This is a genomic window from Pseudomonas sp. EggHat1 (assembly GCF_014892995.1).
GTDB classification, from domain to species: Bacteria; Pseudomonadota; Gammaproteobacteria; order Pseudomonadales; family Pseudomonadaceae; genus Aquipseudomonas; species Aquipseudomonas chaetocerotis.
Genome location: NZ_JACKQK010000001.1, coordinates 848,532 through 870,670, shown reverse-complemented (window position 1 = coordinate 870,670; position 22,139 = coordinate 848,532). Strand labels below are relative to the sequence as shown.

Genomic DNA, 22,139 nt, shown 5'->3' with positions numbered 1-22,139 from the left:
TAATCATCACTGGGTAGGGGGCGCCATGCGCACCTCCTGCCGCGGCCTGCTAGGCTGTGGGCAATTATCCGCCAGGGAGTGCCCATGTCCGATCTTGAACGTGAGCAGGCGCAGCGACGCGCCGCTCGCATCGCCGCCTTCCGCGAGGAGCTGGCCGAGCTGCGCCAGGAGCAAGTGCTGCAGCTGAGCGAGGCACAGGAACAGGCCGTCACCGACCATCATCGCCAGTTGCTGGCTCACTTTCGCCAGGCGCTGGATATCGACGCCGATGCGCGCGCGCGCCAGCTGTCGCTGGGCATGCGCCTGGCCTCGCTGTTCGGTGCGCTGGCGCTGTCGGCCGGGCTGTTTTTCCTGTTCTACCAGTTCTGGGGGCTGTTCGACGCCATTGCGCAAGTCGCCATCCTCCTCGGCAGCACCCTGGGCAGCCTGCTGCTGTGCTTCTGGTTGCAGGCGCGCGATACCTCGGGCTACTACGCCAAGCTGGCGGCCGTGCTGGCGTTCGTCTGCTTCGTACTGAACCTGTCGATGCTCGGGCAGATCTTCAATATCACCCCGTCGGACAGGGCTCTTTTGCCCTGGGGAGCGTTAGCGCTGCTGCTGGCCTACCAGTGCCGCCAGCGCCTGCTGCTGGTGGTGGCGTTGCTCTGCTTCGGTCTGTTCGTCGCTGCGCGCCTTGGCGACTGGCTGGGCTGGCACTGGTGGTCGTTGGGCGAACGGCCGGAGCTGTTCCTGTCGCTGGCGGCGCTGCTGCTGGTACCGCAATGGCTCGATCAGCGGCGCTATCCGGGCTTTGCCGCCTGCTACCGAGTGGTCGGCCTGCTCTATCTGCTGGGCCCGGTGCTGGTGCTGTCCTATTGGGGCGGCGGCAGCTACCTCGCCTGGTCGACGGGTTGGATCGAGGCCTTCTACCAGGCGCTCGGCTTCGTCCTCGCCGGGCTGACCATATGGCTTGGTATTCGTCGCGGCTGGGGAGAGGTGGTCAATACCGGCCTGGTCTTCGCGCTGATCATGCTTTTCGCCAAGCTGTTCGACTGGTGGTGGCAGTTGCTGCCGCGCTACCTGTTCTTCCTCTTGCTCGGGCTGATCGCCGTGCTGCTGCTGGTGGTGTTGCAGCGCTGGCGGCGCAGCGCGCCGGGAGGTGCGCAATGAAGCGGTCAGCGTGGCTTGCTCTCGGCGTGGTGCTGTTGAGCAATGCCGTTGCCCTGGGCGGCGTCTGGTACAACCGCAGCGGCGAGCCCGAGGCGCAACTGCTGCTCAGCGAGCGCGAGCTACAACGCGTCTACGGTGGCTGGTTGCGCGATGAGGACGATGGCGTACTGCGCCTGCAACTGAGCTGGCAGCGCCCCGGTGATGGTTGGCAGTTGCCCTGGCTGGATCAGACCAAGCTGCGTGAGCTGGGGTTCTCTGCTACCGATGAGCAAACCTTGAACAGACAGCCGGCACGCCAGGTCTGGTTGGTGCTGGAGCTGGATGGACCGTTGTACCGAGGTCAGGTCCAGCAGGCTCGCCAGGCACTGGACGCTGCAGAAGCTGAATTAGGTGGTAAGCCCGAGAGCGAGGTGTTGCGGCAAGAGCGTGATGATCGCCAGCGCCGTCTGCAATTCATCGAGCAGCAAGCCAGCCGTCTGATGCTGGTGGATGCGGGGGTGGATGCGCAGGTGCTGCGTCAGCGCTGGCCGGATAGACAGCGCCAGGTGTTACTGGCCGGAAGTATCGAGCCTTATCACCACGGTGCAGAGGCCGGCTATGGCGCGACCATTCGCCTGGAGAGCGACCGCCTTAGCGTTCCCCATGCCTATCGCGAGCTGGCGCGTGGCTGGGAGCGCGGACATGAACAAACAGGGTTCAAGGCACAGATCGAAGTCGCCTTCGGTCGTCGCCATGAGCCCTGGGTGCTAGGGTTTGTTGGCGTTTCGACGCGACCGCGCCGGAGCCAGTTTTAGCGCGGAGCTAGGCACGAGACGCGAAGTTTGGTTGCCCAAATGAGCCGTCGAGTAACGACGCGCCACGCTAAAACTGGCCCGGCCCTTCGGGTTGCGCGGGAAATGACTCCCGCTGTTGTTGCAGGACTTGGCAAGGGAATGACCATTGCCTGCGTCCTGCGCCTAACCGGGAGCCATTTCTCGCGGCAACGCGGCTTGCGTCGAAATGCCAACAGACCCTAGGCATCCGTCAGTGACGGCGCCAGTGCTTGTGGTGCTTCTTGTGTTTCTTACCATGGTAGTGGCGGTGATGCTTGCCACGACGATCATCGTCGTAGCTGGCATTGCCCATGTAGTTGCCCAGCGCGCCACCGGCGCCGCCACCGACTGCCGCACCGACCACGCCGCCGGTGTTGCCACCGACCTGCTGACCAACGACGTTGCCGCCGGCTGCGCCCAGTGCGCCGCCAATGGCGGCTTCGGTACGGCTGCGCCGGTCGGCACCGACCATGCTGCCGGCTGCGCCGCCGAGACCGGCGCCGACCGCCGCGCCGGTGTTGCCACCGACCTGCTGGCCAACCATCGCCCCCACTGCGCCACCCAGGGCACCACCCAAACCGGCTTCGGTACTGCCGGCAAAGGCAAAGCCGCCGCTGCTCAGGCCAAGGGAAAGAAAGAAGAATTGCAGAGACTTCATGGACACCTCGATCACAGGATTCGCCGGTCAATGGCGAGCGTTACGCCATTGACCGGTGATCTGCGCAGGAGGTTCCTGGCCGCCTGTCAGCTCGCTGCGCTACTACCCAGCAGATTGCCGCCGCTGGCCGCCTGCAGACGAATGGCGACGAACTTGCTGGTCGGTGTGCTGCTGCCGATACCGGCGCTTTCCAGCGGCACCAGCGGGTTGGCCTCGGGGAAGTAGGCAGCGGCCTGGCCGGCCGGGATGTCGAAGGCGAGCAGGGTGAAGCCGCTGACGCGACGTTCGATGCCATCGTTCCACAGCGAGCGGATGTCCACCTTCTGCCCGGGCTTGAAGCCGAGGCGGAGGATGTCCGCCTCGTTGGCGAAGAGCACGTCACGCTGCCCGCGCACGCCCCGGTAGCGGTCGTCGAGGCCATACACCGTGGTGTTGTACTGGTCGTGCGAGCGCAGGGTCTGCAGGATCAGATCCGGCGTTTCACCGCTCTCGCGCACCTGCGATGGCAGCAGGTCGGCAAGCAGCGCATTGGCCTTGAAGTTGGCCTTGCCGGATGCGGTTTTCCATTGCCGCGCGCCGGCCGAGTTGCCGAGGTAAAAACCACCGGGGTGAGCGACACGCTGGTTGAAGTCGTGGAAGCCGGGAATGGTATCGGCGATCAGTTCGCGGATGCGGTCGTAGTCGGCGATCAGCGCGTCCCAGTCCACCGGATGGTTGCCCAGTGCGGCCTTGGCGATCCCGGCGACGATGGCCGGCTCCGAGCGCATCTCGCTGCCGGCAAGCGGTTCGAGCTGGCCGTAGGAAGCGTGGATCATGCTGAACGAGTCTTCCACCGTCACCGCCTGCGGGCCGCCGGCCTGGTGGTCGATGTCGGTACGCCCGAGGCACGGCAGGATCAGCGCATCACGACCGACGGTGAGGTGGCTGCGGTTGAGCTTGGTGCTGATCTGCACCGTGAGGTCGCAGCTCTGCAGTGCCTTGTGCGTACGCGGGCTGTCCGGCGTGGCCTGGGCGAAGTTGCCGCCGAGGCCGATGAACACCTTGGCCTGGCCGTCGATCATGGCGTTGATCGCCTCGACGGTGTTGTGGCCGTTCTCGCGCGGCACCTTGAACTGGAAGCGTTTTTCCAGGGCATCGAGCAGCGTCACCGGCGGGCGGTCATTGATGCCCATGGTGCGGTCGCCCTGCACGTTGCTGTGGCCGCGCACCGGGCACAGGCCGGCGCCGGGGCGGCCGAGGTTGCCGCGCAGCAATTGCAGGTTGACGATTTCCTGGATGGTGGCCACCGAATGGTGGTGCTGGGTGATGCCCATGGCCCAGCAGATGATCACTCGCTCGGCGCGGCGGTACATGCGCGCGGCCTGTTCGATGTCCTGCAGGCTGAGGCCGGACTGAGCCTCCAGCGCCTCCCAACTGCAATCGTCGAGCAACTGCAGATAAGCCTCGACGCCGTCGGTGTGCTCGGCGATGAAGGCATGGTCGAACACTGCCGGTTCGCCCTTGGCCTGCGCCTCGCGCTCCCACTGCAGGAGGAACTTGGCGATGCCGCGCAGGGCAGCCATGTCGCCGCCCAGCGCCGGACGGAAGAAAGCCGTATTCAGCGGCTCGGAACCGTTGGTGAGCATCTCCAGCGCGTGTTGCGGATGCTGGAAGCGCTCCAGGCCACGTTCCTTGAGCGGGTTGAAGCAGACCACCTGGGCGCCGCGTTTGACCGCTTCACGCAGCGGCTCGAGCATGCGCGGGTGATTGGTGCCAGGGTTCTGACCCAGCACGAAAATGGCGTCGGCATGCTCGAAATCGTTGAAGGTCACGCTGCCCTTGCCGATTCCCACGCTTTGGCCCAGGGCGACACCGCTGGCCTCGTGGCACATGTTCGAGCAGTCGGGGAAGTTGTTGGTGCCATAGGCGCGCACGAACAACTGGTAGAGGAAGGCGGCCTCGTTGCTGGCCCGGCCGGAGGTATAGAACTCGGCATGGTCCGGGCTCGGCAGAGCCTTGAGGTGCCGGGCAATCAGGGCGAAGGCGTCATCCCAGCTGGTCTGCACGTAGCGATCGGTACTGGCGTCGTAGCGCATCGGATGGGTCAGGCGGCCCTGGTACTCGAGCCAGTAGTCGCTCTGCTCGCGCAGTTGGCTGACCGTGTAGCGGGCGAAGAAGGACGCATCCACGCGGCGCTTGGTAGCTTCCCAGTTGACCGCCTTGGCACCGTTCTCGCAGAACTTGATGTGACCGTCTTCGGGCGAATCGCCCCAGGCGCAGCCGGGGCAGTCGAAGCCGCCGTTCTGGTTGGTCTTGAGCAGCGCGCGCAGGTTCTTGAACGGTTGTTTGCTGTCCAGCCAGAAACGGGTGACGGCGTTCAGCGCGCCCCAACCGGCAGCAGGGCCGCTGTAGGGCTTGTAACGGGGATTGACGGGTTGCAGGCTCATGGTCGTTCTTCTTCGTCAGGCGCGGGGCTGTAGACCCGCGGCGTGCTGTGATGGGGCAGGTGGATCAGGTTGAGGCGGTGGCGCCGCGCCCAGTCCACGGTCAGGGCGGTGGGCGCGGACAGGCTCACCAGCGTGTCGATGCCGGCGCGTACCGCCTTGTGCAGCAGCTCCAGGCTGCAGCGACTGGTGACCAGGGCGAAGCCGCCATGGGTGTCTAGGCGCTCGCGGGCGATGGCGCCGATCAGCTTGTCCAGGGCGTTGTGGCGACCGATGTCTTCGCGGCACAGACGAATCTCGCCGCTGGCGTCGATGAACAGGGCGGCATGCAACGCGCCGCTGTGGCGTGCCAGTTGTTGCTTGTCACCGATGCGTTCGCGCAGGCCGGTCAGGTGTTCGAGCGGCGGCAACGCAGCGCCGTGCAGGGCGGTCAGGGCCGGCAGCGCCTGTTCCAGGGCATCTACGCCGCACAGGCCGCAGCCACTGGTGCCGGCCATTTGCCGGCGTTGCTGCTTGAGCGCCCAGAAGGCTCTGCTGCTAACCTGCAGGCGCGCTTCGCGGCTGTCACCGAGGCCGCGTAACTGGATGTCATAGATGTCGTCGATGGACTTGATCAGGTCGTTACCGAGACTGAAACCGACGGCAAAGTCTTCCAGATGATGGGGGGAAACCATCATCACGGCCTGATTCAGGTCGTTGTAGCTGATCGCCAGGGCACATTCTTCGGCCAGTGCAGCGTGCTGCGCACGACCGTCACCGAGTTCGGCGTAGGTGTAGGCACTGGCGATGTGCGACTGGGCGGCTGGCTTGGCCATCGAGGCGCGCTCTGTGACAGATTGACACAGCTAAGCCTAGGCCCATGGGCGGGGAGCGTCTAATCGTTGGCTTTGATGTGTTGATCGAGCAAATCTATCAAGCGTCTGCCAGCCACTCACGTGCCTCTTCGAAGCAGGCTTGCGCGAGCGGTGAGGCAGGGGCGCTACGACGCATGATCAGGCCCTGAGGTGCCAGGGTATGAGCCTCCTCGATGGGCAGAAGGCGCAGGTGACCGTCGGTCGGAGCACCGTCGGCCGGCAACGGCATGACGCTGCAGCACAGACCGGCGCTGACCGCTTGAGTCAGGTGGTGCACGGCGTCGGCTTCCAGGCGCACCTGTGGGCTGAGGCCGCGAGCACGGAAACTGTGATCGATGGACTGGCGAAAGTGCATGCCGGTGGAGAGCAGGCCCAGGGGCAGGTTGGCCAACTGCTCCCAGCGCAGGCTGCTGCTGACGAAGTGGAAGTGACGCTGATCATAGAGCAGGCCCATGCGTGCTTCCGCCAACTCCAGGCTGGCGAAGTGCTCGCGGTCGAGTCGGTCGAGATAGGACAGGCCAAGGTCGAGCTGATTACGTACCAGTCCCTCGAGAATCTGATCGCTGCTCAGCGCATGCAGCTGAAAGCGCAGCCCGGGGTGACGCTCGGCGAACAGACTGATCAGGCGCATCGGGTCGAAACTGGCCAACGGCACCACGCCCAGGCGCAGGGTACCCACCAGATGTCCACGGCAGGCGGCAGCCTCGGCGAGCAGGCCATCCTGCGCCGCCAGCAAACTGCGCGCCCAGGCCAGGATGCGCTCGCCTTCGGCGCTGAAACCCTCGAAACGCTGTCCGCGGCGCACCAGCTCCAGACCCAGCTCGTCTTCCAACTGGCGCAGGCGCATGGACAGCGTCGGCTGGGTCACGTGGCAGCGTGCAGCGGCCTGACCGAAGTGGCGGGTCTCGTCGAGGGCGACGAGAAATTTCAGCTGCTTGATATCCATGGGGGCTCCTGGTTTGCCCGGATTCTAATGCGCGAACGCTAATCAGGGGTGTTTCCTGAACTAGACTTTGGTCTTCGGGCGGTTTGCCCGCTCATTCACAAGGAACGAGAGGAATCGCCATGAGTCTGTTTGCCTTTGTCAAAGACGCCGGGGTCAAGCTCTGGGAATCGCTGGTGGGTCAGGAGGCGCAGGCCGCCGAATCACTCAAGGAACACGTTACCAAGGTCGGTCTGGGTAACCCGAACATCGAAGTCAGTGTCGAGGGTGACAAGGTCATCGCCCGTGGCGAAGCGGCCAGCCAGGAAGAGAAGGAAAAGATCCTCCTGGCGCTGGGCAACGTTGCCGGTGTCGGTGAAGTCGATGACCAGATCAGCGTGACCACGCCCGCCCCCGCAGCGCGCTTCGTCACGGTGAAGAAGGGCGACACACTGAGCGCCATCGCCAAGGCCGAATACGGCAATGCCAATGCCTACATGAAGATATTCGAGGCCAACAAGCCGATGCTCAGTCACCCGGACAAGATCTATCCGGGGCAGGTATTGCGGATTCCGTAGGCTGCATATTGCTTTTTACATCCGCCAGAACGGCATTGGGCAGCCACAGGTGGAAAACGCTTCGCGGTTTTCCACCCTACAGCCCCTGCAGCAACTCCCGGTAATCCTCCACCGCGGCGAATTCCTCGGTGTCTTTCGGTCCTGCCTGGCTGTCCGGCTGGCTCACGGCAAGCAGGTGGGCGACACCGAACCGGCCGGCGCTGCGCAGGATCGGTAGGCTGTCGTCGATGAACAGGCTGCGTGCGGGGTCGAAGTCGACCTCCTGGCGCAGGGCGAACCAGAACTGTTGATCTTCCTTGGGGAAGCCGTAGTCATGGGAGCTGATCAGGCGCTCGAACCAGGGCGCCAGCTCGACGCGCTCCATCTTCAGCGACAGTGAGTCGCGGTGCGCGTTGGTGATCAGCACCACGCGCTTGCCTGCTGTGCGTAGAGCGTTCAGAAACAGCTCGGCATCCGCGCGCAGGGCGATCAGGTGAGCGACCTCGCGCTTGAGATCGCGGATCGACAACTTCAGCTCGCGGCTCCAGAAGTCTGTGCAGTACCAGTTCAGCGTACCGGCATGCTGGCGAAACAGCGGCAGCAGTTCGGCCTGGGCCAACGCCAGGCTGACGCCGTGATGTTCGGCATAGCGTTGCGGCAGGTGGGTGAGCCAGAAGTGGTTGTCAAAATGCAGATCGAGCAGGGTGCCGTCCATGTCCAGCAGGACGGTGTCGATCTGGTGCCAGGGTAGTGCGGACATGCGCGCGTCTCTGATAGGACACCTTTAAAAACTACCTGCGTCGTCATCGCTGCGTTGAAAACACGCTCGAAATGCTCATGTACAAAAGTACAGTCGAGCGCGACCCCGGCCGTTTCTCGCCTGTTTGATTCGCTGGCGCTCACCCTTCGGGCCAGCCTTCGGCTGTTACTCCCGTTGGTCGTTGCGCCTTGCGCTGACTGCCTCGCCTACGTTTTTAGAGGGTCCTGTGAATCTGTAGGTTGTTTTGCCTTGATGCAATCTCGGTCAGGGATAATGTGAAAAGCCGCTGTATGATAACCCGCTCGGTCCCGCCAAGGAGTTGCCTCATGCGCCAAAAACCCACGGTCCTCGCCCGCGAAATCGTCGCCAGCAGCCGTCTGTTTCGTGTCGAGGAAGTGCAGTTGCGCTTCTCCAATGGCACGGAGCGCACCTATGAGCGACTGGTTGGCAGCGGCTCCGGCTACGGCGCGGTGATGGTGGTGGCGATGCTCGATGCCGAGCACGCGGTGCTGATCGAGGAGTATTGCGGAGGCACCGACGACTATCAGCTGTCGTTGCCGAAGGGGCTGATCGAGCCGGGTGAAGACGTGCTGGTGGCGGCCAATCGTGAGCTCAAGGAAGAAGCCGGTTTTGGCGCGCACGAGCTGGAGTACATCACCGAGCTGAGCCTGTCGCCCGGTTACATGAGCCAGAAGATTCAGGTGGTGCTGGCGCGCAATCTGTACGAGGAACGCTTGCCCGGTGATGAACCCGAGCCGATGCGGGTCGACCGCATCAGCCTGCGCGAGTTGTCCAGCCTGGTCCAGCACGAGCAGTTCAGTGAAGGGCGTGCCCTGGCGGCGCTGTACCTGGTGCGCGACCTGCTGACCGAGCGCGGGGAGTTCTGCCCGTGAGTCATCCTTTTATTCCTCAGGTGATCGAGCTGGTACGCGCGGCTGGCGCAGCGACCCTGCCTTACTGGCGCAGCGGTGTGGCGGTGACGGAGAAGGCCGATGCCTCGCCGGTGACCGCTGCCGACCTGGCCGCGCACCATATCCTGCTCGATGGCCTGCAGGCGCTGGCTCTGGAGGTGCCGGTGCTGTCGGAAGAGGCCGCCAATATCCCGCTGGCCGAGCGCGCCGGCTGGACGCACTGGTGGCTGGTAGATCCGCTCGATGGCACCAAGGAATTCATCGCCGGTTCCGAAGAGTTCACGGTCAACGTCGCCTTGATCGAGCGTGGCCGCGTGGTCTTCGGCGTGGTCGGCATTCCGGCCAATGGGCGCTGCTATTACGGCGGCGCGGGGCTAGGAGCCTGGCGCAGCGAAGTACCAGGCGATGAGCAGTCGATCAGCGTACGTCTGGTGCCCGCGCAGGGCTTCACCCTGGTGGCCAGCAAGCGTCATTCAAGCCCGGCGCAGGAAACCTTGATAGCGGGTTTGGCCGCCCGTTTTGGTGAGCCGGCGCTGGCCAATATCGGCAGTTCGCTGAAGTTCTGCCTGTTGGCCGAAGGCAATGCCGACTGCTATCCGCGTCTGGCGCCCACCTCGCAGTGGGATACCGCCGCAGCGCAGGGTGTGCTGGAAGGCGCTAGGGGCGAGGTGCTGGATCTGGCCGGCGCAGCGCTCACCTACGAGGCGCGCGAATCCTTCCTCAACCCCTCTTTCCTGGCCTTGCCGGCTGCAGCCGAATGGCGTGGCGAGCTGATCGAGCTGGCGCGGGCGCTTCAATCGTAGGGCGGGTGAAACCCGCCGCGACATTGGCGGGTTGCACCCGCCCTACAACGCAACAGGCTCAATCGAGCATATCGCTGTAGCGCGAGTCCTTCTTGAACACCAGTGGCTGGTCGAAACCCGGCACCTTCACTTCTTCGGTGGTGATGGAGATCGCCTGGTCGTCGATCATGTCGTTGCCGAAGTTGTAGATGATGTCCAGCTTGCCCTGCAGCGCCTGCTGGTCGTAGGCAGCAGCGGCGACACGGGTGCCTTCACGGCGCGCCAGGTAGGCGTCGAAGGCGGCCTGGCCATGACGCTTGCGCAGCATGCGCTCGGTGACGTGCGGGGCCAACACCAGAGCGCTGGCGTTGTTGCCGCCAAAACCCTTGGAGTTGATGAAGGCCACGTCCAGCGCCTGCTCACCCACTTTACGGTCTTCGGTGGACAGGCTCAGGTGATCCTGGTGTACGTCGCCGGCGACTGCGTCGATGGTCTTCAGGCCCGGCACGATGCCGTACTTGAAGGCGCCGAGGGCAGCAATCACCTGGTCGCCACTGGCAGTGGCCAGGGAATGGCCGACGAAGGCCTTCACCGCCGTGATCGGCCATTGTTCGATGCCGAAGGCCGCCGCGACTCGGTCTAGAATCTCCGACTCTGTGACGCGGTTGGCCGGCGTGCTGGAACCGTGGGCATGGACGAAACTGCGGTTGCGTACGGCGTCCAGGCCGAGCAGCTGTACGGCGCTGGCCACGGCCTTGGCCACGGTCAGGTAGTTGCCCGGGCCGGGAGCGGAAATGGATTTCTTGAAACCATCGGCGTTGATGAACACGTCCGGCACTGCGCCATGGATATCGGCACCCAGCTCCAGGGCCAGTTCGTCGTCCATCAGCACCACGAACTGGCAGGCCTCGGCCAGGGTGAAACCGCAGTTGTCACCGAACGGGCGGCTGGCGCGGCGGAAGTCCACCTCGCTCTTGCCTTCGATCTGGCGCAGGCCTTCTTCGGTGGCCAGCGCGCCCATGGCGCCGTAACCCTCGATGCACTCCTGGTTGATCGGCGCCTCGCTGCTGCCGACGATCACCACACGCGCCTTGCCCGAGGTGATCTGCTCGATGCCCTTCTGCAGGTTGTAGAGGAAGGTGGCGCAGGCGCCGGTGATGCTGCCGGTGGTGCCGACGCTGCCGAGCACGTAGGCGTTGATGAAGTCGGCCGGCATGGTGTTCAGGCCCAGAGCCAGTTGCTTGGCGGTGACGCGGCCGCCCTTCAGGCGCGACTGCATCATGCCACCGAAGCCGTTCTCGTCGAGCTGGCTCATGATGCAGCTGGCGAACACGGCAATCTCGTCTGGTGCGACATGTTGAACGATGCGCTGCCAGTCGATGCCCACCGAACGCAGGGCGTCGGTGACGCCGACCACGGTCATGGCCAGGCCGCGCGGGTGGAAGCGTGCGTTGTACAGCTCGCTCGGCTCGAAGCCGGTGGGCAACTGACCGGCGGATTTCACCGCCAGCGGGCGGTAGCTGTCGACCTTGAATTCGCAGCTATCGTGCAGGGTGACGCGCACTTCATTGCCTTCGAGTTCTTCCAGCGACCAGTTCGCCGGCAGCGGCTCGGGCAGTTGTTTGCGCTGGGTGATGAAGCTCAGGTTGGCGCCATCGGCGGGGGCGACGCTGATGTTCTTCTGCCAGTGGGCAGCGTCCGGGTCGAGATGCTGCTTCTCGAGACGGCGCACCAGGGTGCCAGCCAGGATTTCCTTGGCGTAGCGGCTTTCGATGTCGGCGAGGCTCAGCGGCTGGCCGTCCTGATCCTGGTACTGGCCATCGGCCACGCGCACCAGCTTCATCATCTGCGCCAGCCCGGCCAGGGTTTCCTGGCGAGCCTGGGGGGCCAGCGATTCCTGCACGGTGCGACGGAAGCCGTGGTGGAAGGAGCTGCGCCCGGCTGCGTTGTAACCCCCAAAACCCACGATCACAGGTAAGCGCGACATAAATCAAAAGCTCCTGAACAAGGCCAGCGCGACGCCAGGCCGGCGCCTCAGGGCGCGAGCAGGGTCATAGGGCGGTGGCATTTGGAAAATTTCGGCTGCCTAACCTGACGTGGATCATGACCGTCGAGTCACTACTTCGTCCAATGTCGTGGTGAGTGCAAGGCGTGTCGCGGATGGGAGGGGGAGAGTAGGGCGGACTCAGGAGCGAAGCGAACAGTCCGCCGACTCACGTCAGGCTCGGCATCACAAAGCGGCGTACTGCTTCGCGACGACGGCATGGATGCAGGAGTTAGAGCGACGCAGGAAGCCAAAACCGAGTACGCCCTACTAAAAGCGAGCCCGCCGGCTGGCGGGCTTGTGTCGGCTCAGCCCTGGTAGCTGATATGACCGTCGACCAGCGTGTAGCGCACCGCACCGGGCAGACAATGGCCTAGGAAGGGACAGTTGCTGCCCTTGGAGTACCACTGCTCACCGGCGACGGTCGAGGCCCCTGCATCGAACAGCACGATATCGGCAGCGCCGCCGACGCGCAGCGAGCCAGCCGGCAGGCGCAGTGCGGCGGCCGGGCCATTGGTCAGGCGCGCCAGCAGCGTCGGCAGATCGAGCAGGCCGTCCTGCACCAGGCTAAGTGCCAGCGGCAGCAGCAACTGCACGCTGCTGATGCCTGGCTCGGTCGCAGCGAAAGGCGCCAGCTTGGCATCGCGCTCGTGCGGCTGGTGGTGGCTGGCGATGGCGCTGATGACTCCGGCTTTCACCGCTTCGCGCAGGCCATCACGGTCGGCCTGCGAGCGCAGCGGCGGTTGTACGTGATAGAGGCTGGAGAAGTCGATCAGCGCCTCGTCGGTCAGGATCAGCTGGTACAGCGCCACATCGGCGGTCACCGGCAGGCCACGGGCCTGGGCGTTGGCGATCAGCTCGGCGCCACGAGCGCTGGTGATCTGGCTGAAGTGCGCGCGCACGCCGCTCTGTTCCACCAGCAGCAGGTCGCGGGCCAGGGCCACGGTTTCGGCGGTTTCCGGGATGCCGGCCAGGCCGAGGAAGCTGGCTGTCGGGCCTTCGTGGGCCAGGCCGCCTTCTGCGAGGTCGGCGTCCTGCGAGTGGAAGATTACCTGCAGGTCGAAGGTGGCTGCGTATTCCAGAGCGCGGCGCAGGGTGCGACTGCTGCGGAAGTTGTCCAGGCCGTTGCCGAAGGCCACGCAACCGGCGTCGCGCAGGGCGACCAGTTCGGCGAGCTGCTCGCCGGCCAGCCCCTTGCTAAGCGCGCCAATGGGGAAGACCTTGGTGTGCCCGGCTTCACGAGCACGGTCGAGGATCAGCTCGGCCACGGCCGAGGTATCCAGTACTGGCTTGGTGAACGGCGGGCAGCACAGGCTGGTGACACCTCCGGCCGCTGCGGCCAGGGTTTCCGTGGCGATGCTGCCTTTGCGGCTATAGCCGGGCTCGCGCAGGGCCACCGACAGGTCGACCAGGCCGGGCGCAGCGATCAGGCCTTGAGCGTCGAGGCTCTTTTCGCTGACGTAGCCAGTGGGCGCCTGACCAGTGGCGACCAGCTTGCCGCCATCTATATAGAGGTCGGTGACCTGATCCAGACCGCTGGCCGGGTCGATCACCCGGGCGCCGAGGATTGCAGTACGCATCAGTTGGCCTCCTCGACGTTGAGTTGACGTTGGGCGTTCTGCCCGCTCATGGCCATCGAGAGCACGGCCATGCGGATGGCGATGCCGTAGGTGACCTGGTTGAGGATTACCGACTGCGGGCCATCGGCCACCGCCGACTCGATCTCCACGCCACGGTTGATCGGGCCCGGGTGCATCACCAGGGCATCCGGCTTGGCCAGCTTGAGGCGTTGCTCGGTGAGGCCGAACAGGCGGTAGAACTCGCCCTCGCTGGGCAGCAGGCCGCCCTGCATGCGCTCGCGTTGCAGGCGCAGCATGATAACCACGTCGACGTCCCTGAGGCCTTCGTTGGCGTCGCTGAACACGCGTACGCCGTAGCTTTGTTCCAGGCCGATGGGCAGCAGGGTCTTGGGTGCGATCACACGGATATCCGGGCAGCCCAGGGTCTTCAGCGCCAGCATGTTCGAGCGCGCCACCCGCGAGTGCAGGATGTCGCCGACGATGGCCACCGACAGATTCTCGAAGTCGCCCTTGTGCCGGCGAATGGTGAGCATGTCGAGCATGCCCTGGGTCGGGTGCGCGTGGCGGCCGTCGCCGCCGTTGATGATCGCCAGGTTCGGGCACACGTGCTCGGCGATGAAGTGCGCGGCGCCGGAGTCGGCATGGCGCACGACGAAGATATCGGCGGCCATGGCCTCGAGGTTGCGCAGGGTGTCGAACAGCGTCTCGCCCTTGCTGGTGGAGCTGGTCGAGACGTTGAGGCTGATGACGTCGGCCGACAGGCGCTGGGCGGCCAGCTCGAAGGTGGTACGGGTGCGCGTGGAGTTCTCGAAGAACACGTTGCACACGGTCTTGCCGCGCAGCAGCGGGACTTTCTTCACCGCGCGCGCGCCGACTTCGAGGAAGGAGTCGGCGGTGTCGAGGATTTCGGTCAACAGCTCGCGGGGCAAGCCGTCGAGTGAGAGGAAGTGGCGCAACTGACCTTGGTCGTTCAGTTGCAGCGGGCGCTTGGCGGCGAGTGGCGTCATCGCGGAGGGTCTCAGTTGGCGAGCGTCTGGAGTTCGAGGGTCAGCGGCGTGGGGCCTGACAATTTTACCCGCTCGTTGGTCGCCAGTGACAGGGTGGTGCCGACCACGTCGGGGCGGATCGGCAGTTCGCGGGCGCCCAGGTCGAGCAGGCTGACCAGGGTCACACTGGCCGGGCGGCCGTAATCGAACAGTTCGTTCAGCGCGGCGCGAATGGTGCGCCCGCTCATCAGCACGTCGTCGATCAGCACCAGGTGCTGGCCTTCGATCTCGAACGGCAGTTCGGAGGGTTGCACTTGAGGGTGCAGGCCGTTCTGCGTGAAATCGTCGCGGTAGAAAGACACGTCGAGGATGCCCAGTGCGTCATCGCGCCCCAGGGCTTGCAGCAGGGCTTGGGCAACCCAGACGCCGCCGGTACGGATGCCGATGAAGCGCGGCTCGCTGATCTGGCGTTGGTTCAGATGCTGGGTCAGGGCGCTGGCCATGGCCGGTAGCAGGTCGTTGGGGTTGGGTAGCATGGCGAAACTCCTTGATGCGGGCTGAGTCGCTCAGCCCGGACAGTTTTCCTCTAGCCAGCCCTGAAGGAGCAGAGCTGCGGCAATGGCATCGACCGGGCGCTCGCGATAGCCGGCACTCTGGCCTTCGCGCAGGCGTTGGCCTTTGGCCTCGAAGGTGGTCAGGCGTTCGTCGTGGGTGTAGGCCGGCACGTTGAAGCGGCCGTTGAGGCGGCGGGCGAATTTCTCGGCGCGGGCGCTCATTTCGCTGGGCGTGCCGTCCATGTTCAGCGGCAGGCCGACCACCACGGCGTCCGGCTGCCACTCCTTGATCAGCGCTTCGACGCGGTTCCAATCCGGTACGCCGTTCTGCGCCTTGAGCACGCACAGCTCTCGGGCCTGGCCTGTGATCACCTGGCCGACGGCGACGCCGATCTGCTTGGTGCCATAGTCGAAACCCAGTAGCAGGCGCAGTGGCTTGTCGCTCATCAGGCATGCCCGACCTGCGAGGTCAGCAGACTGAGGTTGACACCGAGGCGTGCGGCTGCGGCGTTTAGCCGCTGGTCGAACGGCAGGTCGAACAGAATGCTGCTGTCGGCAGGGCAGGTCAGCCAGGCGTTGTCGGTCAGTTCGGCCTCCAGTTGCCCGGCATCCCAGCCGGCGTAGCCGAGGGTGATCAGGTAGCGATCCGGGCCGCTGCCGTCGGCAATGGCGAACAATACGTCCTGCGAGGTGGAAAGGCCCAGCTCACCCAGCTCCAGGGTTGCCTGGAACTGCGGGCCAGCGGGGTGCAGGACGAAGCCGCGATCAGTCTGTACCGGGCCGCCGGCGAAGATCGGCAGGCTGTGGCACAGCGCCGCAGGTTCTTCGTCGGGGCGCAGTTGTTCGAGCACGTCAGCCAGATTCAGGCCATTGGGCTTGTTGATCACCAGGCCCATCGCACCTTGCTCGTTGTGTTCGACCAGGTAGGTGACGGTCTGTGCAAAGTGCGGATCAGCCATGTGCGGCATGGCAATCAGGAAGTGATGCTTGAGCGAAGTGGGGGCTGATTTCTTCATGACGCCTAGTTTGGAGCCACAAGCTTCAGGCTACAAGCCGCAAGGCGTGGGTGGATGACTGCTGGTGGTGCGTCATCCCGTAGGGTGCGCCGTGCGCACCGCCCAGTCCGTAGCCCGGATGAAATCCGCGAGCGGTGGTGAAACGCCCGGATTTCATCCGGGCTACGGTAAAAAGCGATGTTGCCGGGCTAGTTGCTCGACAGCCGGTCACCGCGCTCGAAGCGCCAGGTGCGGATGATTTCAAGGCGGTCGATGTCGGCCAGGTCGCCGGTGAAGGGGGCATAGGGCGCGGCCAGGCGCACGATGCGTTGTGCGGCCTGGTCGAGCACCGCATGGCCGGAAGACTCCAGCACCTGTACCTCGTACAGCGAGCCATCACGGTTGATCGATACCAGGAGGCGCAGGCTGCCGTATATACGTTGACGACGGGCATCGTCGGGGTAATTGAGGTTGCCGATGCGTTCGACCTTCTTGCGCCATTCGTCCTTGTACCAGGCACCCTTGTCGCGCATGGTCGAGGCGGCATTGAGGCGGTGGATTTTCGGGCGCTTGGCGTACTGCTGAACTTCCTGGGCCAGTTCGGCTTCCAGGCTGGCGATCTCGGCAGACAGCTGAGCGGAGTCGAACACGGGGGCAGGCCGGGTCTGCGGAACCGGTTTGGTCTCTTCGCGTTTGACCGGGGTTTTCTGCTGCTGCGGCGCGTGCGTGGCAACCGCGGCCTTGGGCGCTTCCTGCCTGGTGGCGGGCTGCTGCGGGGTGGCGGGTGGTGTGACCTTGCGCACCTCGCTGTCCTGGAAGGGCGCCTGCTCGGTGGTCTTGGGTGCTGCGGCGTGTTCCAGCGTGCCGCTGCCCTGCTGGTTGTCCTGCGCCAGGAAGTCCGCTTCCTTGGGCTTCTCTTCACTCTTGAATGTGGACAGGGTGATTTCCAGCGTCTTGCTGATTTCCGGCGGCGACTCAAGGGTGAAACCGACGCCGAGGATCAGTGCCGCGTGCAGTGCTGCCGCGAGAAACAGGGTGAATCCCAGGCGGTCCGCCGGTCGGGCGTTGGCGGAGGAAGTGGTCGGTGGGGAGGCTGCTGCGTTCATCGCGTATCGGGTCTGCTTTCGAATGTCGCGCAGTCTGCCGGGTAGCAGTAGGCGCCTGCAAGTTGCGGGCGCCAGGCTGCCACCTGCGTCAAGCTTTTAACCCGCGTTTGCGTGCAATGCAGTCCATCAGCTGTTCGCCGATGCGGGTGTCGAACGCGGCATCTATCTCGCGGATGCAGGTCGGGCTGGTGACATTGATTTCTGTCAGATGATCACCAATCACGTCGAGTCCGACGAAGATCAGTCCTTTTTCGCGCAGGGTAGGCCCGACTGCTGCGGCAATTTCGCGATCACGCTCGGTCAGTGGTCGCGCCTCGCCACGGCCGCCTGCGGCCAGGTTGCCGCGGGTCTCTCCGGCCGCCGGAATACGCGCCAGGCAATAGGGCACCGGTTCCCCGTCTATCATCAGGATGCGTTTGTCGCCGTCCTTGATCGCCGGCAGGTAGGCCTGCGCCATGATCTGCTGGTGGCCATGCAAGGTCAGGGTTTCCAGAATCACCGAGAGATTGGGGTCGCCCTCGCGGTGGCGAAATATCTGCGATCCGCCCATGCCATCAAGGGGTTTGAGAATGATGTCACGGTGCTCATGGGCAAACTGGCGCACAATGTCGGGACGCCGGCTTACCAGAGTCGCTGGTGTGTATTGGGGAAACTGGGTGGCGAAAAACTTTTCATTGCAGTCGCGCAGACTCTGCGGCCGATTGACCACCAGTACGCCGTCGCGCTCCGCCTGCTCGAGCAGGTAGGTGGAGTAGACGAATTCGTTATCGAAGGGCGGGTCCTTGCGCATCAGGATGACGTCCAGCTCGGCGAGCGGCGTGTCCTGTTCCGTACCAAGGGTGAACCAGCGCTGTGGATCGTTGAACACTTCCAGAGAACGCAGGCGGGCACGGGCCTGGCCGCGAACCTGATAGAGATCCTGCTGCTCCATGTAGAACAGCGACCAGCCGCGTGCTTGAGCGGCCAGCAACATGGCCAGCGAGCTGTCCTTCTTGAAGGAGATGCCGGCAATAGGATCCATGACGATCCCGAGACGAAGGCTCATGGGGGGTAAACTCCGTGAGATAAGGGCGAAGGCCGGGTTGGCCGTGCCGAACGATGGCTGTCAGGGTGGCGCCGGCCGGGCCGCGTGGTCAAGGGCGGAGCTGCCCCGGCAGGCTTATAGATTGCATCTGGAGAGTGTGCTAAAAAGGCCCGACGATTGGGTCAAGCCCCATCGAAGACTGGGCCTCAGGCATACTGATAACACGAATATAACGACTCACCGAGGCGATGGTAGGGCGAACATGGAACAGCATACCGAGGGTTTGAAAGTGATGGTGATCGACGATTCGAAAACGATTCGTCGCACCGCTGAAACTCTGCTGAAAAAAGTGGGTTGTGATGTCATCACTGCGGTCGATGGCTTCGATGCCCTGGCCAAGATTGCCGACACGCATCCCAGCATTATCTTTGTCGACATCATGATGCCGCGTCTCGATGGGTATCAGACCTGTGCCCTGATCAAGAACAACAGTGCTTTCAAGTCCACGCCAGTGATCATGCTGTCCTCAAAGGACGGTCTGTTCGACAAGGCCAAGGGGCGTATCGTCGGTTCCGATCAGTACCTGACCAAGCCTTTCAGCAAGGAAGAGCTGCTCGGTGCCATCAAGGCTCACGTGCCCGACTTCACCCCAGTGGAACAAGCCTCCTGACGTTCCGGCCTGAGCGCCGCACGCCACTTCTGTATTGGGAAACACCATGGCTCGAATTCTGATTGTTGATGACTCCCCGACCGAGATGTACAAGTTGACCGCCATGCTGGAAAAACATGGGCATCAGGTACTGAAGGCGGAAAACGGCGCCGATGGCGTGGCTCTGGCTCGCCAGGAAAAACCCGACGCGGTGCTGATGGATATCGTCATGCCAGGCCTCAATGGCTTTCAGGCGACCCGTCAGCTGACCAAGGACGCCGAGACCAGCCATATCCCGGTGATCATCGTCACCACCAAGGATCAGGAAACCGACAAAGTCTGGGGCAAGCGCCAGGGCGCCAAGGATTACCTGACCAAGCCGATCGACGAAGAAACCTTGCTGAAGACTCTCAATGCGGTACTGGCCGGCTGATGCCGTGCTGTCCGCTTACTAGATAAAAAGAAGGCCAAGGCTGGCATGTCCGTGCAGACTCCTTTCCAGATTCTCCTTGAGATTGATCAGCGTTGCCGGGCCTTGGCGGCTGGCCTGCCGTCGCAACAGGCGGCGGTACAGAGTTGGAGCGGTATCGGCTTTCGCATGGGCGAGCGATTCTTCGTCGCGCCGATGGGGGAAGTGGGAGAGGTGCTGCACGAGCCGCGCTACACCCTGCTGCCGGGTGTGAAGGGTTGGGTCAAAGGGGTGGCCAACGTGCGTGGCCGCCTGCTGCCGATCATGGACCTGTGCGGGTTCTTCGGTAATGAACTGTCGCCGCTGCGCAAGCTGCGGCGAGTGCTGGTGGTCGACCACCAGGAAATCTTCGCTGGCCTTACGGTCGACGAGGTTTTCGGTATGCAACATTTTCCGGTGGATGCATTTTCAGAACAACTGCCGCCTCTCGAGGCGAGCATTGCGCCGTTTATCCACGGAGTCTTTCAACGAGAACAACCCTGGTTGGTGTTCAGCCCTCATGCGCTGGCAATCGATCAGGTCTTTCTCGATGTCGCTTATTAGCAGGCCGTTGAAAAAAAAGTGTAGGCAACGACTGCATGGATGCAGAAGGTAGGGTGAAGCAGGAAGCCCGAGTCGATGCAGGCAAGACAAGGCGAAAGCGGTCGAAAAGCGTAATTTACGACTGTAAATGAGCATTTCCAGGTCGTTTTCAACGCAGTGTTGCCAACGCAGGCAGTTTTTAAAGAGCCTGTGGATTTTCGGTTGGGTCGGTTCTTCCGACCCTTTGGCGTTACATGGGAACCGTAGTGCGGTCGGTCCAGGCGGGGGCCAGAAAATGAAAAAATTCAATGCAGGTAATTTGTTGGTCGGAGCACGCAGCAGCACGCTGATCGCGTCGCTGTTCGTCGTGCTCATCGTCTCCATCGTGCTGTTGTTCGCGAACTTCGCCTACATCAATACCCAGTCCAACTACGATACCGAGTACATCAGCCACTCCGGTGAACTGCGCGTACTGTCCCAGCGTATCGCCAAGAACGCCACGGAAGCGGCGGCAGGTACTGCCGAAGCCTTCGGGCTGTTGCGTGATGCGCGCAACGACTTCCAGCAGCGCTGGGGTTACCTGACCGATGGTGATGCCAGCAGCGGTTTGCCGCCGGCGCCCGAGTCTGTACAGGCACAGATGGCTACGGTGCAGCAGGACTGGGATAGCTTGCGGCAAAACACCGACGCCATTCTCGCCAGTGAGCAGACGGTACTGTCGCTGCACCAGGTAGCCGCCACCCTGGCGGAAACCATCCCGCAGCTGCAGGTCGAGTACGAGGAAGTGGTCGACATCCTGCTGGAAAGCGGTGCACCGGCTGCCCAGGTTTCTGTGGCCCAGCGTCAGTCGCTGCTGGCCGAACGTATCCTCGGTTCGGTGAACAAGGTGCTGGCGGGTGACGAAGACTCGGTGCAGGCCGCCGACATGTTCGGTCGTGACGCCAGCCTGTTCGGTCGTGTACTGGCGGCGATGCTCGAGGGCAACGCAGCGATGGAAATCAGCCAGGTAACCGACGAGGAAGCCCTCGAGCGTCTGGCCGAGATTTCCGAACTGTTCGAATTCGTATCCGGCTCGGTGGACGAGATTCTCGAGACCTCGCCGGAACTGTTCCAGGTGCGTGAGTCGGCGAACTCCATCTTCACCGTGTCGCAGACCCTGCTGGACAAGGCCTCCGAGCTGGCTGGCGGCTTCGAAGACCTGGCCTCGGGCCGTGCCATCAACACTCTGTTCGGTTACGTGCTGGGTGCCCTGGCACTGGGCTCGATCATCCTCATCGGTCTGGTGATGGTGCGTGAGACCAACCGTCGTCTGGCCGAGACTGCCGAGAAGAACGAACGTAACCAGGCGGCGATTCTGCGTCTGCTCGACGAAATCGCCGACCTCGCAGACGGTGACCTGACCGTGGCCGCGACGGTAACCGAAGACTTCACCGGTGCCATCGCCGACTCCATCAACTACTCCATCGACCAGCTGCGTGACCTGGTAGCCACCATCAACCTGACCGCCGTTCAGGTAGCCGGTGCTGCCCAGGAAACCCAGGCCACGGCGATGCACCTGGCCGAAGCGTCCGAGCACCAGGCGCAGGAAATTGCTGGCGCCTCCGCAGCGATCAACGAGATGGCCGTGTCGATTGACCAGGTATCGGCGAACGCCTCGGAATCCTCCGCGGTAGCGGAACGTTCCGTAGCCATCGCCAACAAGGGCAACGAAGTCGTACACAACACCATCACCGGCATGGATAACATCCGTGAGCAGATCCAGGACACCTCGAAGCGGATCAAACGCCTCGGTGAATCGTCCCAGGAGATCGGTGACATCGTTAGCCTGATCAACGACATTGCCGACCAGACCAACATCCTCGCACTGAACGCTGCGATCCAGGCCTCCATGGCTGGTGATGCGGGCCGCGGCTTCGCCGTGGTAGCGGACGAGGTACAACGCCTCGCAGAACGTTCTTCGGCGGCGACCAAGCAGATCGAGGCGCTGGTAAAAACCATTCAGACCGACACCAACGAAGCCGTTATCTCCATGGAGCAGACGACTTCCGAAGTGGTGCGCGGTGCTCGCCTGGCGCAGGACGCCGGTGTGGCACTGGAAGAGATCGAGAAGGTATCGAAAACCCTCGCGGCCCTCATCCAGAACATTTCCAACGCCGCCCGTCAGCAGGCCTCTTCGGCCGGCCACATTTCCAACACCATGAACGTGATCCAGGAGATCACTTCGCAGACGTCCTCGGGTACCACCGCCACCGCCAAGAGCATTGGTAACCTGGCCAAGATGGCCAGCGAGATGCGCAAGTCGGTGTCCGGCTTCACCCTGCCAGACGCCTGATAAAGGAGTGCGGAGGCTGGCGGCAGCCTTCGCTACACAGCCATGACTCA

22 protein-coding genes are annotated in these 22,139 nt (G+C 63.6%); 9 read left to right on the top strand and 13 right to left on the bottom strand.

The features are described from left to right. The first annotated feature begins 84 nt into the window (after positions 1-84). On the top strand, positions 85-1,149 hold the full coding sequence (locus INS93_RS03940; RefSeq protein ID WP_192980373.1) for a DUF2157 domain-containing protein: 1,065 nt from the start codon (positions 85-87) through the stop codon (positions 1,147-1,149). Then, on the top strand, positions 1,146-1,943 hold the full coding sequence (locus INS93_RS03935) for a DUF4824 family protein (RefSeq protein WP_192980372.1): 798 nt from the start codon (positions 1,146-1,148) through the stop codon (positions 1,941-1,943). The genes INS93_RS03940 and INS93_RS03935 overlap by 4 nt, the downstream gene beginning before the upstream one ends. 229 nt (positions 1,944-2,172) lie before the next feature. Here INS93_RS03935 and INS93_RS03930 read toward each other — a convergent pair whose 3' ends face one another. The 4 genes from INS93_RS03930 to INS93_RS03915 form a co-directional block, all read right to left on the bottom strand. Continuing rightward, positions 2,173-2,619, bottom strand: a complete 447-nt coding sequence (locus INS93_RS03930; protein ID WP_160018975.1) for a glycine zipper domain-containing protein — start codon at positions 2,617-2,619, stop codon at positions 2,173-2,175. An 86-nt stretch (positions 2,620-2,705) separates the two neighbouring features. Next, positions 2,706-5,045: an FdhF/YdeP family oxidoreductase gene (locus INS93_RS03925; protein WP_192980371.1), complete on the bottom strand. Its 2,340-nt coding sequence runs from the start codon at positions 5,043-5,045 to the stop codon at positions 2,706-2,708. After that, positions 5,042-5,857, bottom strand: a complete 816-nt coding sequence (fdhD, locus tag INS93_RS03920; protein ID WP_192980370.1) for a formate dehydrogenase accessory sulfurtransferase FdhD — start codon at positions 5,855-5,857, stop codon at positions 5,042-5,044. The genes INS93_RS03925 and fdhD overlap by 4 nt, the downstream gene beginning before the upstream one ends. Positions 5,858-5,954: 97 nt before the next feature. Continuing rightward, positions 5,955-6,842 carry a LysR family transcriptional regulator gene (locus INS93_RS03915; protein WP_045733798.1) on the bottom strand — a complete coding sequence of 296 codons (888 nt, stop codon included), beginning with the start codon at positions 6,840-6,842 and terminating at the stop codon, positions 5,955-5,957. A 119-nt stretch (positions 6,843-6,961) separates the two neighbouring features. Here INS93_RS03915 and lysM point away from each other — a divergent pair, with 119 nt between their 5' ends. After that, positions 6,962-7,396: a peptidoglycan-binding protein LysM gene (gene lysM, locus INS93_RS03910; RefSeq protein ID WP_192980369.1), complete on the top strand. Its 435-nt coding sequence runs from the start codon at positions 6,962-6,964 to the stop codon at positions 7,394-7,396. Between the two features lie 76 nt (positions 7,397-7,472). On the opposite strand, the gene yrfG is transcribed toward lysM, so the two are convergent. Next, entirely contained in the window at positions 7,473-8,135 is a 663-nt protein-coding gene (gene yrfG / locus INS93_RS03905) for a GMP/IMP nucleotidase (protein ID WP_192980368.1), read from the bottom strand. Positions 8,136-8,461: 326 nt separating this feature from the next. Here yrfG and nudE point away from each other — a divergent pair, with 326 nt between their 5' ends. Both nudE and cysQ read left to right on the top strand, forming a co-directional pair. Continuing rightward, positions 8,462-9,028, top strand: a complete 567-nt coding sequence (nudE, locus tag INS93_RS03900; protein WP_160018981.1) for an ADP compounds hydrolase NudE — start codon at positions 8,462-8,464, stop codon at positions 9,026-9,028. Further along, the gene (gene cysQ, locus INS93_RS03895) at positions 9,025-9,849 is read left to right on the top strand and encodes a 3'(2'),5'-bisphosphate nucleotidase CysQ (protein WP_192980367.1); all 825 of its coding nucleotides are present in this window, start codon (positions 9,025-9,027) and stop codon (positions 9,847-9,849) included. The genes nudE and cysQ overlap by 4 nt, the downstream gene beginning before the upstream one ends. Positions 9,850-9,907: 58 nt before the next feature. Here cysQ and INS93_RS03890 read toward each other — a convergent pair whose 3' ends face one another. The 8 genes from INS93_RS03890 to gshB all read right to left on the bottom strand — a co-directional run bounded on the left by INS93_RS03890 (position 9,908) and on the right by gshB (position 18,138). Further along, entirely contained in the window at positions 9,908-11,815 is a 1,908-nt protein-coding gene (locus tag INS93_RS03890) for a beta-ketoacyl synthase (protein WP_192980366.1), read from the bottom strand. 365 nt (positions 11,816-12,180) lie between these two features. After that, positions 12,181-13,452: a dihydroorotase gene (locus INS93_RS03885; RefSeq protein ID WP_192980365.1), complete on the bottom strand. Its 1,272-nt coding sequence runs from the start codon at positions 13,450-13,452 to the stop codon at positions 12,181-12,183. Beyond that, complete coding sequence (locus INS93_RS03880) at positions 13,452-14,459, bottom strand: aspartate carbamoyltransferase catalytic subunit (protein WP_192980364.1); 1,008 nt, start codon at positions 14,457-14,459, stop codon at positions 13,452-13,454. The genes INS93_RS03885 and INS93_RS03880 overlap by 1 nt, the downstream gene beginning before the upstream one ends. Positions 14,460-14,470: 11 nt before the next feature. Next, complete coding sequence (gene pyrR / locus INS93_RS03875; RefSeq protein WP_192980363.1) at positions 14,471-14,974, bottom strand: bifunctional pyr operon transcriptional regulator/uracil phosphoribosyltransferase PyrR; 504 nt, start codon at positions 14,972-14,974, stop codon at positions 14,471-14,473. Between the two features lie 30 nt (positions 14,975-15,004). Then, entirely contained in the window at positions 15,005-15,442 is a 438-nt protein-coding gene (gene ruvX / locus INS93_RS03870) for a Holliday junction resolvase RuvX (protein WP_192980428.1), read from the bottom strand. Next, positions 15,439-16,008: a YqgE/AlgH family protein gene (locus INS93_RS03865; RefSeq protein ID WP_192980362.1), complete on the bottom strand. Its 570-nt coding sequence runs from the start codon at positions 16,006-16,008 to the stop codon at positions 15,439-15,441. Before INS93_RS03865 ends, ruvX begins: the two co-directional genes overlap by 4 nt. 188 nt (positions 16,009-16,196) lie before the next feature. Further along, complete coding sequence (locus tag INS93_RS03860; protein ID WP_192980361.1) at positions 16,197-17,093, bottom strand: energy transducer TonB; 897 nt, start codon at positions 17,091-17,093, stop codon at positions 16,197-16,199. A gap of 88 nt (positions 17,094-17,181) precedes the next feature. Continuing rightward, a complete protein-coding gene (gene gshB, locus INS93_RS03855; RefSeq protein ID WP_160018988.1) occupies positions 17,182-18,138 on the bottom strand; it encodes a glutathione synthase in 957 nt (318 codons plus the stop codon). A 241-nt stretch (positions 18,139-18,379) separates the two neighbouring features. Between gshB and pilG the strand changes: the two genes are divergently transcribed. The 4 genes from pilG to INS93_RS03835 all read left to right on the top strand — a co-directional run bounded on the left by pilG (position 18,380) and on the right by INS93_RS03835 (position 22,089). After that, complete coding sequence (gene pilG, locus INS93_RS03850; protein WP_017678433.1) at positions 18,380-18,787, top strand: twitching motility response regulator PilG; 408 nt, start codon at positions 18,380-18,382, stop codon at positions 18,785-18,787. A 46-nt stretch (positions 18,788-18,833) separates the two neighbouring features. Beyond that, complete coding sequence (gene pilH / locus INS93_RS03845; RefSeq protein WP_160018989.1) at positions 18,834-19,199, top strand: twitching motility response regulator PilH; 366 nt, start codon at positions 18,834-18,836, stop codon at positions 19,197-19,199. A 45-nt stretch (positions 19,200-19,244) separates the two neighbouring features. Next, the gene (locus INS93_RS03840; protein WP_192980360.1) at positions 19,245-19,778 is read left to right on the top strand and encodes a chemotaxis protein CheW; all 534 of its coding nucleotides are present in this window, start codon (positions 19,245-19,247) and stop codon (positions 19,776-19,778) included. 274 nt (positions 19,779-20,052) lie between these two features. Then, positions 20,053-22,089 carry a methyl-accepting chemotaxis protein gene (locus INS93_RS03835; RefSeq protein WP_192980359.1) on the top strand — a complete coding sequence of 679 codons (2,037 nt, stop codon included), beginning with the start codon at positions 20,053-20,055 and terminating at the stop codon, positions 22,087-22,089. Positions 22,090-22,139 lie beyond the last annotated feature (50 nt).

Bases quoted from the DNA above. Each gene is read 5' to 3' on its own strand.
- INS93_RS03940 (WP_192980373.1), top strand. From the start codon at position 85: ATGTCCGATCTTGAACGTGAGCAGGCGCAGCGACGCGCCGCTCGCATC.
- INS93_RS03935 (WP_192980372.1), top strand. From the start codon at position 1,146: ATGAAGCGGTCAGCGTGGCTTGCTCTCGGCGTGGTGCTGTTGAGCAAT.
- INS93_RS03930 (WP_160018975.1), bottom strand. From the start codon at position 2,619: ATGAAGTCTCTGCAATTCTTCTTTCTTTCCCTTGGCCTGAGCAGCGGC.
- INS93_RS03925 (WP_192980371.1), bottom strand. From the start codon at position 5,045: ATGAGCCTGCAACCCGTCAATCCCCGTTACAAGCCCTACAGCGGCCCT.
- fdhD (WP_192980370.1), bottom strand. From the start codon at position 5,857: ATGGCCAAGCCAGCCGCCCAGTCGCACATCGCCAGTGCCTACACCTAC.
- INS93_RS03915 (WP_045733798.1), bottom strand. From the start codon at position 6,842: ATGGATATCAAGCAGCTGAAATTTCTCGTCGCCCTCGACGAGACCCGC.
- lysM (WP_192980369.1), top strand. From the start codon at position 6,962: ATGAGTCTGTTTGCCTTTGTCAAAGACGCCGGGGTCAAGCTCTGGGAA.
- yrfG (WP_192980368.1), bottom strand. From the start codon at position 8,135: ATGTCCGCACTACCCTGGCACCAGATCGACACCGTCCTGCTGGACATG.
- nudE (WP_160018981.1), top strand. From the start codon at position 8,462: ATGCGCCAAAAACCCACGGTCCTCGCCCGCGAAATCGTCGCCAGCAGC.
- INS93_RS03890 (WP_192980366.1), bottom strand. From the start codon at position 11,815: ATGTCGCGCTTACCTGTGATCGTGGGTTTTGGGGGTTACAACGCAGCC.
- INS93_RS03885 (WP_192980365.1), bottom strand. From the start codon at position 13,452: ATGCGTACTGCAATCCTCGGCGCCCGGGTGATCGACCCGGCCAGCGGT.
- INS93_RS03880 (WP_192980364.1), bottom strand. From the start codon at position 14,459: ATGACGCCACTCGCCGCCAAGCGCCCGCTGCAACTGAACGACCAAGGT.
- pyrR (WP_192980363.1), bottom strand. From the start codon at position 14,974: ATGCTACCCAACCCCAACGACCTGCTACCGGCCATGGCCAGCGCCCTG.
- INS93_RS03865 (WP_192980362.1), bottom strand. From the start codon at position 16,008: ATGAAGAAATCAGCCCCCACTTCGCTCAAGCATCACTTCCTGATTGCC.
- INS93_RS03860 (WP_192980361.1), bottom strand. From the start codon at position 17,093: ATGAACGCAGCAGCCTCCCCACCGACCACTTCCTCCGCCAACGCCCGA.
- gshB (WP_160018988.1), bottom strand. From the start codon at position 18,138: ATGAGCCTTCGTCTCGGGATCGTCATGGATCCTATTGCCGGCATCTCC.
- pilG (WP_017678433.1), top strand. From the start codon at position 18,380: ATGGAACAGCATACCGAGGGTTTGAAAGTGATGGTGATCGACGATTCG.
- pilH (WP_160018989.1), top strand. From the start codon at position 18,834: ATGGCTCGAATTCTGATTGTTGATGACTCCCCGACCGAGATGTACAAG.
- INS93_RS03840 (WP_192980360.1), top strand. From the start codon at position 19,245: ATGTCCGTGCAGACTCCTTTCCAGATTCTCCTTGAGATTGATCAGCGT.
- INS93_RS03835 (WP_192980359.1), top strand. From the start codon at position 20,053: ATGAAAAAATTCAATGCAGGTAATTTGTTGGTCGGAGCACGCAGCAGC.